We start from the raw sequence: 14,731 nt of genomic DNA on the forward strand, positions 1-14,731 counted from the left end.
CCCTTTTCTTTTTTGAAAATTTTCTGTCTATTTAAGATAATTGTAATGCTAGATTTGAGGCAATTCAATAGAAAATTACATCTTTACGTATTAAAATTTGCAGTTGATATCAGATGAGGGAATGATGTTAATTGCAAAAAAGGCTGTCCAAATTATTGGGACAGCCTCTCTTCTGCTGATTATGATTCATCGTTGAGTCTGGAATGCTTGCGTGAATACAGGAAATAGATGATAAGCCCGATCAAGAGCCAAATACCAAACCTTAGCCACGTGGCGCTCCCAAGCTGCGATATCAAAAAGCCGCAAAACAGGATGGCCAGTCCTGGAATGATCGGCACTGCCGGACAACGGAAAGCCCTTTTCAAATCAGGCTTCGTATAACGCAGGACAATGACTGCGACAGAAATAAGGACGAATGCTGACAACGTTCCGATATTCACAAGCTCTGCCAGTTCTTGGAGCGGCAGAAAAGATGCCATGAGTGCAGCAATGATGCCTAAAAACCAAGTCGCTTTAAATGGTGTGCGAAACTTCGGATGGACTTCAGAAAATCCTTTTGGCATCAAACCGTCACGGGACATCGCAAACATGATCCTCGTTTGTCCGTAAAGCATGACCAGCATGACTGTAGTCATTCCAAGAATTGCTCCGAGGTCAATGATCCCGGCAACCCAATCGATCCCAGCAACTTGAATAGCAAGTGAGATTGGATGATCCACATTCCCCTTGAATTGTTTATATGGAACAATCCCTGTCATGATTCCAGAAACCACCACGTATAGCAATGTACAAATTAATAGGGAAAATAAAATTCCTCTAGGCAAATTCTTATTGGGATTCTTCGTTTCTTCAGCCGCTGAGGCGACTGCATCAAAACCGATAAAAGCAAAGAATACCAAAGCTGCAGTCGAAAACACACCGCTGAATCCGAATGGGAGAAACGGATGCCAATTGGCCGGCTTCACATAGCTGAACCCAACAAAGATAAACAGCAAAACCACCGCCAGCTTCACAAAAACCATAATATTATTGACTCTTTTGGACTGTTTCACACCAATTGATAGCAAGAGTGTTATGACAACGACAATCAGAAAAGCCGGCAAATTGAAATAAGTGGTTGCTCCAGGAATCGCCCCAGGTGCTGCTGATAAGCTTTTCGGGACATGAATTCCCAGTCCTCCTATCAAGGATTGGAAGTAGCCTGACCAGCCGACAGAAACTGCACTGACAGCCAGCAAATATTCAAGGATGAGATCCCAGCCGATGATCCATGCGACTAATTCTCCCAGCGTAGCGTACGTATACGTATATACTGAACCGGAAATCGGAACCGTAGAAGCAAATTCAGCATATGAAAGGGCTGAAAAGAAACAGGCCATTGCGGCTATAATGAATGAAAATATCAAACCTGGCCCTGCCGTTAAAGCCCCTGTTCCTGTCAACACAAATATCCCCGTCCCGATGATGGCGCCAATCCCAAGCATCGTTAAATCAAGAGCTCCAAGATCTTTGGAAAGATTTCCTTGTTTTGCACCTTCCATCATTGTACCGATGTCTTTCTTTCTCCATAAGCTCATTTGATGTCCTCCTTTTAGTACGGAACTTATTATATAGTTGAATATTTCAGAATTCTATATGTTTTTCATATTTTCAGTTAGTAATTTCAATAAACAGAACCATATATGCGGAGTTTTCCCATCAAATGGCTTTATAAGCATGAAAATCAGCCTACTCTTTTCCTGGTTTTGGAACAAACGGATAGAAAATAATCCCAAACACCAATAGTGCAACTCCAAATAAGAATGTTTTCAAATCGGCAGTTCCCGCTTTGATGACCCATAATGAGTAAAAAGTTGCCAATCCAGCAATCACTCCATCAACCCATCGATTCTTCCTTTGGTTCTCATAGGTCTCTCCTTTGAGGACAAGCTTCAGCTGATAAACGGTTGATATTAAATACGGCACTAAAAAGGCCAATGTTGCCACAAAAATCACAAAATCAAATGCCGATGAAATGGATGAAGATATCGTCGAGAAAATGAACAGCTGGGATGCTGCGTTTGTAATGATGAGAGAAGTATTAGGCGCACCGTACTTGTTCGTATTCCCAAATATTTTTATGAACAGCCCCTGCTTCTCAGCCTGATAAGGAACTTCTGCACTGAGTAGAATCCAGCCGATCGTCGCCCCGAATAAACTGATCAACGCCAATGCAGCAAGTATATACGCACCGCTTGGACCGATTGCTTCTGACAGCGCATCGACTAATGGCTTAGCAGAATGGATCAGTTGATTATGAGATAAGACCCCCATGACCAAAATGGTAATTCCCAAATAAATGAATGTCGCAATCAACAGCCCCGTAATCGTAGCTTTCTTGATATCTGATTTATTTTTGGCCCTTGATGAAAAGACGACTGCTGATTCCACACCGACAAAAGCCCATAATGTTGCCACTGCAGCACCATTTATCTGTCCCATCAATGAAACCGTTTGGCCTGCCTTGTCATGAACGGGAGTTATCAAAGGGAATATATTGCTCTTTTCAAATGCAAATAACGTCACTACAATAAACAGGATAAATCCTGCAACCTTGGCGACTGTTGCAACCAAATTCAGTCGCCCTGCCCCTTCGACCCCTTTCAGGATGATAAAATGCAAAAACCACAACAATGCAGAGCAAACGACAAAAGTAAGGAAATTCCCGACATGAACGGTGTATCCGCCAATTTGAAAGAAATCTGATTTACTGGTCAAAATCGGGAAGAAGGTGGATAAATATCCTGTAAAAGTCGTAATGATTGCAACGTTCCCTGTGAAATTAGCCACCCAATATCCCCATGAAACCAAATAGCCGCAAAGGATCGAAGCCTGTGATCCTGGTTTGAATAAGGCTTTGGCATATATTTGCGGGCCGCCTGTCATTTCTGGTTTTCGAATCGACAAATTTCCAAATACCAAAGCGATGAGCAGCACCCCGGTTCCCGTCAGGACCCACGCCAAAATCACTCCTCCTGGGCTTGCCACCTCTGCCAATGATCTCGGAAGCATAAAAATCCCCGATCCGACCATGTTGCCTACCACTAATGCCGTCAGTACCCAAAATCCTAATTTTTGATTATTCATGGTAAATAACCCTCTCTTAAAGTAGTAGTTGATAATTTACAATATCCCGTACATACTTGCTGCTAAACTTACTTCATTTACCAACGAATATCAGTATTTTTTATTTTTTGTAAACCACTCGATTTTATACGTTTATCTTCCGTTTGCACATCTTTTGATTAAGCTCTATTCCCATACATTGTTGCTTTAGCTAATAGAGCAGGATTGTTTAAGCAAAGGTTCAACTTCAAAATAGCTATTTTTACGTTAAAGTCGGCATTAGGATTTAAACAACAATATTTACGAAAACATCTTTTGATTATTATCGATAAGAAGATTAAAAATTTATAAAAAGGGTAAATTATGCTATCTACATATTTTCAGATATTAGGGGTGGATTTATGGCACAGAAAAGTAAAAAAGGCCGTTTCAAAAGAGATTTGAGCACACTTGATTTAACATTTTTGGGAATCGGCTCAATCATCGGCTCAGGCTGGTTGTATGCAGCCGCAACAGGGGCTCAATATGCAGGAGGGTATGCATGGATTTCATGGCTGCTCGGGGCAGTCATCATCATTTTAATTGGACTTGTCTACTCAGAGCTTGGTGCTGCCATGCCGGTCGCCGGCGGATTCGTCCGATATCCTGACTTTACACACGGGTCGCTTGTCGGATTCTTGATCGGCTTCATTTCAATGCTTGCCTATTCTGCGGTTGTCAGCATCGAGGCGCAGGCAGTAAGGGGCTATTTGGAGTATTGGTTCGGCGGTCTTGGTTATAAGGATGGGACGCCGACATTCTGGGGATTCGTCGTCCAGATCAGTTTAATCTTATTGTTCTTTTTATTGAATTATTGGAGCGTCAACTTTTTTGGAAAACTAAATTCTTTCTTAACCATTTTTAAATTTGTCGTCCCTGTCATTATCATCAGTGTGTTATTGATGCATTTCAATGCCGCGAATTTCCATGTAAACGGCGCCAAGCCCGGCGGGATCAAGGGAATATTTGCTGCAGTCACCGGTGCAGGGATCGTCTTTGCCTTCAATGGGTTCCGGCAGCCGATCGAATTTGCCGGGGAAGCGAAGAAACCGGAAAGGGGCATACCGTTCGCGATTATTTTGTCCGTTTTGATTGGTCTATTAATATATCTATTGCTGCAGCTGGCTTTTTTAGGCGCTGTACCACCGGATATGCTTCAAGACGGCGGATGGAGTTCCCTTCACTTCGAATCTCCATGGGCAGACCTTGCAAGCGCAATCGGATTGGTCTGGCTTGCCAATCTTGTACTGATCGATGCAGTCATCTCTCCTTCGGCTACAGGGAACATATATTTCTCAGCAACCGCACGCTCCCTATTTGCCTGGGCGAAAAATGGATACTTTTTTAAAGTGTTTCAAAAAATCGATCCACGGACAGGCTTGCCTCGCTCTGCGCTCTGGCTGACCCTATTCCTGTCCATCTTATGGATGATGCCTGCGCGGTTCCAGGCATGGAAAGACCTCGTTGATGCCAGCACTTCAGCCAAGGCGTTGACATTCGTTGTGGGCCCGGTATCCCTTATGGCATTGAGGCATAAAATGCCGGATATGAAACGGCCATTCTTTTTGAAGGCAGCAAACTTTTTGGCACCGCTGGCATTCGTTGCCGCAACGCTGGTCGTTTATTGGAGCAAATGGAAGGTCATCTCATTCTTGATGCCTATCATCATTTTATCTCTGGTCCTTTATTTCATCTTTACGTATAAGGAAAAAGAGTTCACGAAAGACATGATCAAGCTCCACCTAAAATCCGGATCTTGGGTCATCTTCTATTACATTTACTTGATGCTGATGTCTTATATCGGAAGCTATGGCCCGCTCGACCATTTTATCTTCACCGCTCCGACAGATACCATCGTAACGGCGGTGGGATCGTTGATCTTCTATTATTGGGGGGTTCATGCCGCACTCGATGAACCGAGAGTGGAGGTTGCCGACTCAGAGGAAGCAACAAAGGTTTAATATAAAAAGGCTCTTCCGCTTAGGCGGAAGAGCCTTTTTATGTCATCCCTGCTTCTTTCGTATCCTGTCAATGACCTGTTCGAGATCATCTGGCTTCAGGAACTCGACCGGCGAAAAACCTTTTTCAAATACGACCGAGTCGGCTTCGACGACCAAAACGTATTTATGGCCGACCTTCGCCATATGCACCGTTTCTCCAAAATCAGAAAGCAGCCCTTTGACCGCAACAGAATCAAGTTTCATCTTCAGCTCCAAATCAGGTGTGTGCTCAACGATTTGGGCGGCAGCCTCCATGACCTGTTCCGTGTTGAACCGTTCCTGGATATCCCTCTTCTCACTTGCCGACCAGACTTCCATCGCCGATTCCAATTCTTCCAGCTCTTCGCTCTCAGGCTCATAAGCCTCTTCCATATGCCCTTTCACGATATCCATGACTTGATTTTTCACGATTTCCGGCATCGACTGGCCATATTCCACATACTTCAGGAAATCTTCAAAGTATCTTGCATGGGAGGATTGATGGATTTTTAATTCATTCTCATCCAGCATCCCCTCTTCTGGCATATATGGGTATTGAATCGATTTCATGTTCTTGGTCGTGATGGCCATTTCTACATTCCTGATCAATGTGGATTCATCCGAAATCGATGCTACCTTTGGTTCAAAATCACATTTTAAAATGAATACGAATGGTTCATCAAAATACTTTCGCATTTTAGCCTGAGCGACTAAAAAAACACCTCCGCGAACCGCACTTGTATCGACATAGGCAGCAGCAAACTTTTCACACTCCGTCTGGAAGACGTCCTTGTCTTCGGCGTACCGCACTCGATGAAAAAGGTTGAAGTTCGGATTGGAAGTCAGGTCATGCCCCTCCTCCACAATGAAATAACCGATTTTTGTCGGGACTTCTTCCGTTTTCGGATGCCTCGTCACTTTGCGTTTCACGATTTTGGCAAGCTCTCCATCAAGGAATTCCCTAAGCGGACCGTTCTCATATTCCTGCTCGTTCAGTGTCTGAAAATGCTTGAAGCGCTTATCGGCGTTTTCACCTTTTCCTTCTACATTGACGACATAGAACGATAAAAAATTTATTTGAAAATCCATTTTCTCACCTAGTTTCTTTTATCAGCTTTTCTCAGTATAGGAGAGGGTTGTATTTTCGTCAATCATGCCTGCAGCGGAAACGAACGGACAAACATATTAACCACGTACAATAATCAAATATAATTGTCAGAAAAATGATAAAAAGGATCGAGAGGACAACCTCTCGATCCCTTTTTTCTACATCCTGAATGCATCAACCATTGAATTTCATTTTTCTTGAAGGCTGATTTCGTAACGCTCATTTCGTAAAGTTTGTTGCTATTCATCAAAAGTTGTGCAAGGTTGATTTCCGCTGCAGGATGCTCGCTTATTTGGCCATTTTAAAGATAAAAAATTGAATGGACAATCCTATTTTAGTCGTTAAAGCAACAAAGTTTGAGAAAAGAGCCTTCTTAAAAGAAGCTGGGCTGATTTTCAAGCGTACGCTTGGAGAGGAGCAGTCCTTGTTTGGTCTTTTCCAGATCTCCGCCCCAAACCGGGTCCTCATGTTCGATGCTGATCGTTCCCTCATATCCAATTTCCGCTAGCTCTGAAAGGAATTTTGACCATTTTAATTCACCCAGGCCTGGGAGGCGGTACCTCCACCAACTGAAGTCAGTTAGAAAACCTTTTCTTTTAAGGCGTTCATGGTCGATCTCCGTATCTTTGGCATGGACATGGATGATTCTCTCGTTGAATTCTTTAATGGGCAGATATGGATCGATAAACTGCCAGATCAGATGGGAGGGATCATATGCCAGACCTGCATTTGGTGAATCAAGCTTTTCAAACAAGGCAGCCCATAAATCAGGTGAGATAGCAATGTTCCCCATAAGCGGGCAGTTTTCAAATGCCACTTTTACATTGACCCGTTCTGCCAATTGAATGATTTCATCGAAGAATGAGCACACTTGATCCAGACTGTTCTCCGGCTTGGACCTGATGGCATCGAAGTCATCGTAGAAATCCCCTCTGGCATCGGAACAGATTCCTGTAGAGGTGACCACCATTGGAATCCCTAGTTCTCCTGCCTTTTCCACGCGCGACTTAAGCTCCATGCGATGGTGATTCGCTTCATCCTCATTTGCGCTGAGAAAGTTCCTGCAATAAGTCAGAGCAGAGATGGTAATACTTTTTTCTTCAATCACTCTCTTTAATTGGTCAAATGGGATATTCGGCCCGATTTCCAATGCCTGAAATCCATGTTGGATCGACCAATCCACAATCTCATTTAAATCAGTAATTCCATGATGGACCAAACTGTTGGTCAAATATCCAAGCTTCATATTCTCATCCTTTATCCTCGGTTGTTTTCATAATTGGTGCTGCTTATTGTTCGCTGGTTTCTTAATGCTCATTTCGGCTAAGTTTGCTGCTAATCATCAAAGGTTGTGCAAATCTGGTTTCCGCAGAAGGCTGCTCGCTTTCCGAGAGACAGCGTTGATTCTCCTCGCTGCGGGGGGCTCCCCTGTCCCGCTTTTCTCTCCGGCGTCTCGTCACCTTCCGCTCCAACCAACATCAAACGAAAAATTATTATAAAAAAACTAAGAAAAACAACAATCTTTGTAAAAAAACCATCATTCTGCTTTTGCCGAGTAAACCCCATATAGCAGAGCTATACTGGCAGCCCCAATGACACCGATATGCTCCTCCATATTGGAAGGGTGGATCTCGACTTTTCTTCTTTTAGCCAAGAAGGATTGATGATTCACTTCATATTCGATCTGACGGACAAGCGGCATGTCATTTTGAGTTAGTTTTCCGCCAATGATGACTTTTTGCACATGAAACATATTGATGAACGATGTCAGCACAACGGATATCTTCTTAGTGGCTGCTTCTATTTCTTTTATCACTGGAGAGCTGCCATTTCGATACTCAGTAATGATTTGATCGATGGAGGTGAAGTCGAGCTCCGCCAAGATGGCCCCCTCTGATGCGTATCTTTCAAGACACCCTCGATTACCGCACCAACAAAGCCTTCCTTCAGGCTGATATGTCATATGCCCGATTTCACCTGCCCCTGTGCCCTCGCTTCTATAGAGCTGGTCCTTCAAGTACATGCCCGAACCAATCCCCTGTCCGATAAATACACACAAAAAATCCGAATGTCTCTTACATGAACCAAACATTTTTTCAGCAAGGGCCATGCCTCTTACATGATGATCGATATAAGCAGGGACTTTGAAATGTTCAGAAATGATCTTAGTCAGCTCAAATTGTCTCCATCCCATGTGCTCTGCTTCTATAATCAAGCCATTGTCAAAATCGACAAGGCCTACCGATCCGATCCCGATGCATGCTATCTTTGTGTTCTTATGTTCGGATATAAACCCTTCAATTTTCTCTATCAAAAAATCAAGGAATTGTTCTTGGTCAGCATTAGCTGGCATGTTGAAGGAAGTATCATAAACGACCTTCCCTTTCAGCGTTACAATCGCCAGTTCAACCTTATCACTGCGAATATGCACCGCCAGCACCATCCGTGCTTCCTCCACCAAATCCAGAAGGATCGTTTTGCGTCCAGCTTTCCTTTGCTCCGTGGCCATGCTGCCAATCTCCATTACCAGGCCTTCCTGTATCAATTCATTAATGATATTCGTGATCGTTGCAGGTGTAAGTTTCGTATACGAAGCAATCTCCTGCCTTGAAGGCATGTTCAATCTCAACAATGTTTGCAGGACCAATGCTCTATTTAAATGTTTTGTTCGCAATGTATTTTGGCCGATCAATGACATACGGAATCTCCTCAAATACTCTTGATGAGCTTAAATTTTCACTTTGCAAAGACGAAGCTCATGTGCACCGTCTTCCCTGGAATATTCATAATAATACCAAATCTGTCCTTCAAGTACGATAGCATCCACATATCTGACCGCTTTTTTCAGCGATGTTTCCAGCACAGGACCTTGATGCCCGACTTTGGCAAAAGTCCTTAAGTCGTACGTGACAGCAGTGGAAACCTTCTCCTCATAATTTTGCTCTACCCCTACACTGCCGTCCCACAAAACCATATATCCGCTGCCCGACGGAATAATAGTCGTAAGCCTGGATTGGTACTGATCCCATCCGGATTCACTGACAGGCAAAACGGTATCGATCCATCTAAAAGCCAGTCCGTCCTCACTAACGGCCAATCCGGTAGGTGCAACTGCCAACCCGGTATTATGGACATCGCCGGTCTCATGCATTTTCATTGATTCGGCATGTTCGATTCCTTTGGCATAGACAAAATACATATAATAACGGTTATCGTGAAAAAGAATATACGGGTCTTTTACACCTTCTGCAGAAGGCAGGTCAGCGGCAGTCAGCACCTTCTTTCTTGAAGCAGCTTGAAATTCTGCCGGGGAAGCTGCTTCCATTACGTCGATTCTCCAACGATTATCTGCTGGATCGACATAACTGATATAAAGGCGGTAAAGCTGATCACTGATTTTGATCAATGAAGACCTTTCAATCGAGCTGGATTGAAGCTCTCTTTTATGGAGGCTCCATATATCCTCGAAGTTTTCCCCGTCTTCGCTGCGCGCGATCCTGACTTCGAATCCTCTCTCATCTTCGCCATATCCACGGGGCTTCCTTAACCTATAATATAAGTAGAAGATCTGTTCCTTTTCATCGAACAATATTGTAGGTGCTCCTGCCCAATAACCCTCTTTGCTGCCCAATGGTTCAATGACGGTCTTTCCTTTTTCAGGATCAAATAGTGGACAGAGTCCCATTCCATTTTCCGGTTGATTAATCATTGTATTTTCCATTGTGATTCTCCTTTTTTATTTATTTTAGGATTATCCTTTTTCCCTGTTCACTCGATTCGACGGCGGCATCGATGATTTTTGCTGCATTTGCGGCATATGCGAAGGAAAGTTCATAGTCTTTATTTTCAGTAATGATTTCATAGAATTCCTGATATTGTTTCCCTCTCGCCGCTCCAATAAATTGGTGCTTTCCTTTCGGTTTCACTTCTTCAGAGGCACCCAACCAATTCCCATGTTCATCTTTTCCCCTGAAAAAAATCTCCCCATTCTGGTTCATATACACCGCCCCCTTCGTACCGACGATTTCAAGCCCATCGCCATCTTGAGGGAGCAGCCTTGAATTATTCAGCGAAATCATTGCTCCATTTTCCATTCTGGCAATGATAACGGAAAGATCATCATTCGTTACAGCGCCAAGGTCGTTCCCATTCCCTCGTTCTGGAATATAGGTGCCAAGCTCTGCCTGAACAGATTTGATTTTTCCGCAATTCTCACCTAAGAAAAATTGTATGAGATCAATTTGATGGATCCCGAAATCAGCAACCGAACCAGGGCCAGATGTTTCCTTCTTCATTCTCCATTCCAACTGAAGATTCGGATTACCGATCCTTCCGCCCCCAAGTTTATGACGGTATGAAAATATTTGTCCTAGCTTACCTTCATCTATCAATTCTTTTATAAGCTGTGCATAGGGGTGATAACGGTATTGCATGCCCATATAGTTCGCCACTCCAGCCTCTTCTGCTTCCTGCGCTAATTTCATAGATTCCGGATAATTGACGGAAAGTGGTTTTTCACAAAGCACCGGCAGCTTTACCGCAAATGCCTTTCTAGCAATCGCTCCATGCGAGAAATTATCGGTACAGATTGAGACGGCATCGACTTTCTCCAAGAGTTCCTCTAAACTTGAGCAAATAATGGTGGGTGAAAGGTCATTTCGCTTTACCCACTTTTCAGCATTTTCGGCAATGACATCATATACTGCTGTCAATTCCCAATTGGGACAAGCCCGAATGCCTTGCAAATGATCTGTAGCCACTCCAATCGTGCTGCCCGTTCCAACAATTCCGATTCTTAGACTCATAGAGGACCTCCATTCTCTATTTTTTCATATTTAAATTGGTTTGAAGATGATGATATGAAGCAAGGACACTCTTTTCAGGTTCGGTGAATCCACCGCCGTAATTGTCGCCTAATTCCATTTCGATTATGGCTGCTTTCAGCTTTTTGGTTTCTTTCATTTTATATACCACTCTGACATAATCAATTTCTCCTTCACCGATTTCTACAAATCGGCAATCTCTTACATCCCGGAGATGGACATATTCTATCCGATTTTGATGCGCTTCCCAGAAAGAAAAGATATCGACTCCCGCAAGCTGAATCCATCCAATATCAAGTGCAAAAGAAACCAGTTTAGGATCGGTCTCTTTCATTATCCGCTCTGCTCCCGATGCACCATCGAGGAACTCGTGATCATGATTGTGATATAAAAGAGAAATGGAATGCTCATGGGCTATTCCACCGAGCAGATGTAAATGCTGAATCAAAGCAGAGACTCTTTCTTTCTCAACACTCTTGCTCCCCCAAGTACTGAAAAGGATTCTTTCTGCTCCCGCTTCTTTCAATCTTGAAATATCCTTTGCGACATCTTCCATTTCGTTTTCCTGAAATCCCGATAAAAAGAACGGTTTTCCAGTATGTACTCCTGCAATTTTCAGTCCATGCTGCTTAATCCAGCCGTCAAATTCTTTCTCCTTGCCATATGGAATAAAGTGGGATCCTATTTCTATGGAATTGAATCCATTTTCCTTTATCCATGAAAGCAGCAAACTCACTTTCTTTGAAAATACGCCTTCATTTTGAAGCATGGCATTCCACGGAAAGAGATGACAACCCATTTCCATCATTTCATTCACCCCAAATAGTCAACGTCATTAATTAATTAATTCATTTAATTAATTAATATATTTCTATCTTATCATCGATTTTTTTCTTTTCAAGCTTTTTAAATCAAAAAGTCAGATATTTAACAAAAATAAAAAAAGCCGCTTCTTTTAAGCTAAGAGCGGCTCTTGTCATATCGTTTGACCGATTTCCTTTCAATCAGTTCAGTCGACAGCTTGTAATATCGATCGACCTTTTCCTTGGCAAGTTCCTGGAACACAGAATGAACAGCCAGTGCACCCGCTTCATACTTCGGCTGCCTGATTGTGGTCAGCGGCGGAGAAAGATATTCTGACAATTGAATATCATCAAACCCTATGATTGAAATATCTTCAGGGATGCTAATGCCTTTCTCCGAAAACGCTTGCATTCCTCCCAAGGCCATCTCGTCATTCGCATAAAAAACAGCCTGTGGAAGATCTCCTTGGGCAATCAGCATCTTGGTCGCTTTATATCCGCCTTCACGAGTAAAGTCTCCGGAAATTTTCCACTTGGATTGATAAGGAAGGTGGTGATTTTTCAAGGCTTCCATATACCCTTCAAACCTGAGTTCATTATCATGAGAATTGTACGGACCGCTGATATAAGCGATTTCCTCATGTCCTTGTTCGATTAAATACTCAGTGGCCAAATAACCCCCGTGGACATTGTCGACTTCGACATGCAGGACATGTTCATTTTCCAGCTTCCGATCCAGGACAACAATCGGGAACCCCTCCCTTGCAGAGTCCAAAATAATATCGTCGCTGATGTTATGCGCAAGGATGATGACTCCGTCCACCCGTTTTTCTTTCAGGAATTTCACGGCAGTGGATTGATTGCCTCCGATGGAGCTGCAGGCAATCAAATCATAGCCATTGGCCATGGTCACATCCTGGACCCCTTTGATCAATTCAGAATAAAAGGGACCGGAAAGGTCGCTTAATATCAAAGCGATCGTATTTGTGTTTGTCTTTTTTAAATCCGATGCCAAACCATTTTTTTGATAGTTCAATTGTTTTGCTGCTTCGAATACTTTTTTTCTTGTAGCGGGGCTGACCTTGTTCGTATTGTTCAACGCATAGGAAGCTGTTGAAACTGCCACACCCGCCATCTTTGCCACATCTTTGATTGTTGCCATATTTTCAACCCCATTAGTTCTAATAGTTCTATTATACCTTTTTTATAAAGGGTACCTCACTTATTTCACACCACACAGCTTAAAAACCAGCGCTTCGTACGGCCTTAATTGAACATGTTTCGGATCAACAGGTGAATCCGGATAATTGCTGATGAGCTGCTCGGCCCTTTCGAATGATAACGCATCAGGAAGTATAAAATCCGGATGTCTTCCATAGAAGTTGGCAATCACCAGGATGACTTCATTGCCAAGCTTTCTTGTATAAGCAAAAACTTCAGGGTGATCCCCATTGATCAATTCAAATTTTCCATGGACAATGGTATCCATTTCTTTTCTCATGGCAATCAGTTTTCTGTAATGATGAAAAATGGAATTTGGATCCTCCACAGCAGAATTGACATTAATAGAATGGTGATTTGAATTGACCGGTATCCAAGGGGTCCCACCAGTGAAGCCGGCATGCTGTGATGCGTCCCATTGCATCGGTGTCCTTGCGTTGTCCCTGCCTTTTGCATAAATGGATGCCATTACATCTGATGCGTCTTTTCCCTCTTTTATTTTTTCCTTGAAAAGATTAAGTGTTTCGATATCTTTATATTCATCGATCGATTCAAATCGAATATTGGTCATGCCGATTTCTTCGCCTTGATAGACATAGGGAGTCCCCTGCATGAGATGCAGGACGGTCGCAAGCATCTTTGCCGATTCGATGCGGAATTCTTGATCATTCCCCCACCTTGAAACGATTCTCGGCTGATCGTGGTTATTCCAATATAAACTGTTCCATCCATGCTGATGAAGATTTGTCTGCCATTTACAAAACATTACCTTCAATTCTACCAAATCCAACGGTTTTAACTCCCATTTACCTTTCCCCTTCACTTCATCCAGGGACATATGCTCAAAGGTGAAGACCATATCCAGTTCATTTCTGCCCGGTCCTGTATAAAGCTTTGCCATGTCCGTCGTGGCCGAAGGTGTTTCTCCGACCGTCATCACATCATATCCTGCCAGAACCTTTTCATGCATCTCCTGAAGATAATGATGAAGCTTCGGACCATTTCCTACGATCCCATGATCGATCTCCTTCCCGATCAGATCGATTACATCCATTCGGAAACCGCCGATCCCTTTATCCAGCCAAAATTTCATCATGTCATAAAGATGATGGCGGACGGTTTCATTATGAAGATTTAAATCAGGCTGTTTCTTACTGAATAAATGAAAGTAATACTGCCCTGACGCTTCATCGAATTCCCATGCAGGACCACTGAAAACCGATTGGATATCGTTTGGAGGCAGATTGTCCCCTCTGCCGTCCCGCCAAATATAAAAATCCCGATAAGGATTATCCGTGGATTTTTTGGACTCCATAAACCAAGGATGTTCATCCGAGGTATGGTTGATGACCAGATCCATGATGATTTTGATATTGCGATCGGCCGCTTCCTTGATCAGCCTCTCCATATCTTCCATTGTTCCATATTCTTCATGTATCGTATAGTAGTCGCTGATGTCATATCCATTGTCATCGTTGGGGGATTCATAGACCGGGCTCAGCCATATGACATCGATGCCAAGAAGCGATAAGTAGTCCAGTTTCTCGATGATACCCTTGATATCGCCGATCCCATCTCCGCTGGAGTCATTGAAACTGCGCGGATAAATTTGATAAACCGTTGATTTGTGCCACCATTTTGTTTCCATAATTC

At 43.2% G+C, this 14,731-nt stretch carries 11 protein-coding genes; 1 reads left to right on the forward strand and 10 read right to left on the reverse strand.

Translation table 11 applies throughout. The features are described 5' to 3' along the window. Nucleotides 1-179 precede the first annotated feature (179 nt). Both D9X91_RS05700 and D9X91_RS05705 read right to left on the reverse strand, forming a co-directional pair. A complete protein-coding gene (locus tag D9X91_RS05700; protein ID WP_121679621.1) occupies nt 180-1,577 on the reverse strand; it encodes an amino acid permease in 1,398 nt (465 codons plus the stop codon). A gap of 151 nt (nt 1,578-1,728) precedes the next feature. Then, on the reverse strand, nt 1,729-3,126 hold the full coding sequence (locus D9X91_RS05705; protein ID WP_121679622.1) for an amino acid permease: 1,398 nt from the start codon (nt 3,124-3,126) through the stop codon (nt 1,729-1,731). A 380-nt stretch (nt 3,127-3,506) separates the two neighbouring features. Here D9X91_RS05705 and D9X91_RS05710 point away from each other — a divergent pair, with 380 nt between their 5' ends. Continuing rightward, nucleotides 3,507-5,105, forward strand: a complete 1,599-nt coding sequence (locus D9X91_RS05710; protein ID WP_121679623.1) for an APC family permease — start codon at nt 3,507-3,509, stop codon at nt 5,103-5,105. Between the two features lie 42 nt (nt 5,106-5,147). Here D9X91_RS05710 and D9X91_RS05715 read toward each other — a convergent pair whose 3' ends face one another. From D9X91_RS05715 to D9X91_RS05750, 8 genes are all read right to left on the reverse strand, one after another. Continuing rightward, nucleotides 5,148-6,212: a DUF3900 domain-containing protein gene (locus D9X91_RS05715; RefSeq protein ID WP_121679624.1), complete on the reverse strand. Its 1,065-nt coding sequence runs from the start codon at nt 6,210-6,212 to the stop codon at nt 5,148-5,150. A gap of 392 nt (nt 6,213-6,604) precedes the next feature. Continuing rightward, a complete protein-coding gene (locus D9X91_RS05720; protein ID WP_121679625.1) occupies nt 6,605-7,477 on the reverse strand; it encodes a sugar phosphate isomerase/epimerase family protein in 873 nt (290 codons plus the stop codon). Between the two features lie 291 nt (nt 7,478-7,768). Next, complete coding sequence (locus D9X91_RS05725; protein ID WP_121679626.1) at nt 7,769-8,929, reverse strand: ROK family transcriptional regulator; 1,161 nt, start codon at nt 8,927-8,929, stop codon at nt 7,769-7,771. A 30-nt stretch (nt 8,930-8,959) separates the two neighbouring features. Further along, a complete protein-coding gene (locus tag D9X91_RS05730) occupies nt 8,960-9,952 on the reverse strand; it encodes a glycoside hydrolase family protein (protein WP_121679627.1) in 993 nt (330 codons plus the stop codon). A 19-nt stretch (nt 9,953-9,971) separates the two neighbouring features. Continuing rightward, entirely contained in the window at nt 9,972-11,036 is a 1,065-nt protein-coding gene (locus D9X91_RS05735) for a Gfo/Idh/MocA family protein (protein ID WP_121679628.1), read from the reverse strand. 16 nt (nt 11,037-11,052) lie between these two features. Continuing rightward, complete coding sequence (locus D9X91_RS05740; RefSeq protein WP_121679629.1) at nt 11,053-11,862, reverse strand: sugar phosphate isomerase/epimerase family protein; 810 nt, start codon at nt 11,860-11,862, stop codon at nt 11,053-11,055. A 152-nt stretch (nt 11,863-12,014) separates the two neighbouring features. Continuing rightward, nucleotides 12,015-13,019: a LacI family DNA-binding transcriptional regulator gene (locus D9X91_RS05745; protein WP_121679630.1), complete on the reverse strand. Its 1,005-nt coding sequence runs from the start codon at nt 13,017-13,019 to the stop codon at nt 12,015-12,017. Between the two features lie 60 nt (nt 13,020-13,079). Then, on the reverse strand, nt 13,080-14,726 hold the full coding sequence (locus tag D9X91_RS05750; protein ID WP_121679631.1) for a glycoside hydrolase family 13 protein: 1,647 nt from the start codon (nt 14,724-14,726) through the stop codon (nt 13,080-13,082). Nucleotides 14,727-14,731 lie beyond the last annotated feature (5 nt).

This window comes from Falsibacillus albus, from assembly GCF_003668575.1.
GTDB lineage: Bacteria > Bacillota > Bacilli > Bacillales > DSM-25281 > Falsibacillus > Falsibacillus albus.

Bases quoted from the DNA above. Each gene is read 5' to 3' on its own strand.
- D9X91_RS05735 (WP_121679628.1), bottom strand. From the start codon at position 11,036: ATGAGTCTAAGAATCGGAATTGTTGGAACGGGCAGCACGATTGGAGTG.
- D9X91_RS05745 (WP_121679630.1), bottom strand. From the start codon at position 13,019: ATGGCAACAATCAAAGATGTGGCAAAGATGGCGGGTGTGGCAGTTTCA.
- D9X91_RS05715 (WP_121679624.1), bottom strand. From the start codon at position 6,212: ATGGATTTTCAAATAAATTTTTTATCGTTCTATGTCGTCAATGTAGAA.
- D9X91_RS05730 (WP_121679627.1), bottom strand. From the start codon at position 9,952: ATGGAAAATACAATGATTAATCAACCGGAAAATGGAATGGGACTCTGT.
- D9X91_RS05740 (WP_121679629.1), bottom strand. From the start codon at position 11,862: ATGATGGAAATGGGTTGTCATCTCTTTCCGTGGAATGCCATGCTTCAA.
- D9X91_RS05705 (WP_121679622.1), bottom strand. From the start codon at position 3,126: ATGAATAATCAAAAATTAGGATTTTGGGTACTGACGGCATTAGTGGTA.
- D9X91_RS05750 (WP_121679631.1), bottom strand. From the start codon at position 14,726: ATGGAAACAAAATGGTGGCACAAATCAACGGTTTATCAAATTTATCCG.
- D9X91_RS05700 (WP_121679621.1), bottom strand. From the start codon at position 1,577: ATGAGCTTATGGAGAAAGAAAGACATCGGTACAATGATGGAAGGTGCA.
- D9X91_RS05720 (WP_121679625.1), bottom strand. From the start codon at position 7,477: ATGAAGCTTGGATATTTGACCAACAGTTTGGTCCATCATGGAATTACT.
- D9X91_RS05725 (WP_121679626.1), bottom strand. From the start codon at position 8,929: ATGTCATTGATCGGCCAAAATACATTGCGAACAAAACATTTAAATAGA.
- D9X91_RS05710 (WP_121679623.1), top strand. From the start codon at position 3,507: ATGGCACAGAAAAGTAAAAAAGGCCGTTTCAAAAGAGATTTGAGCACA.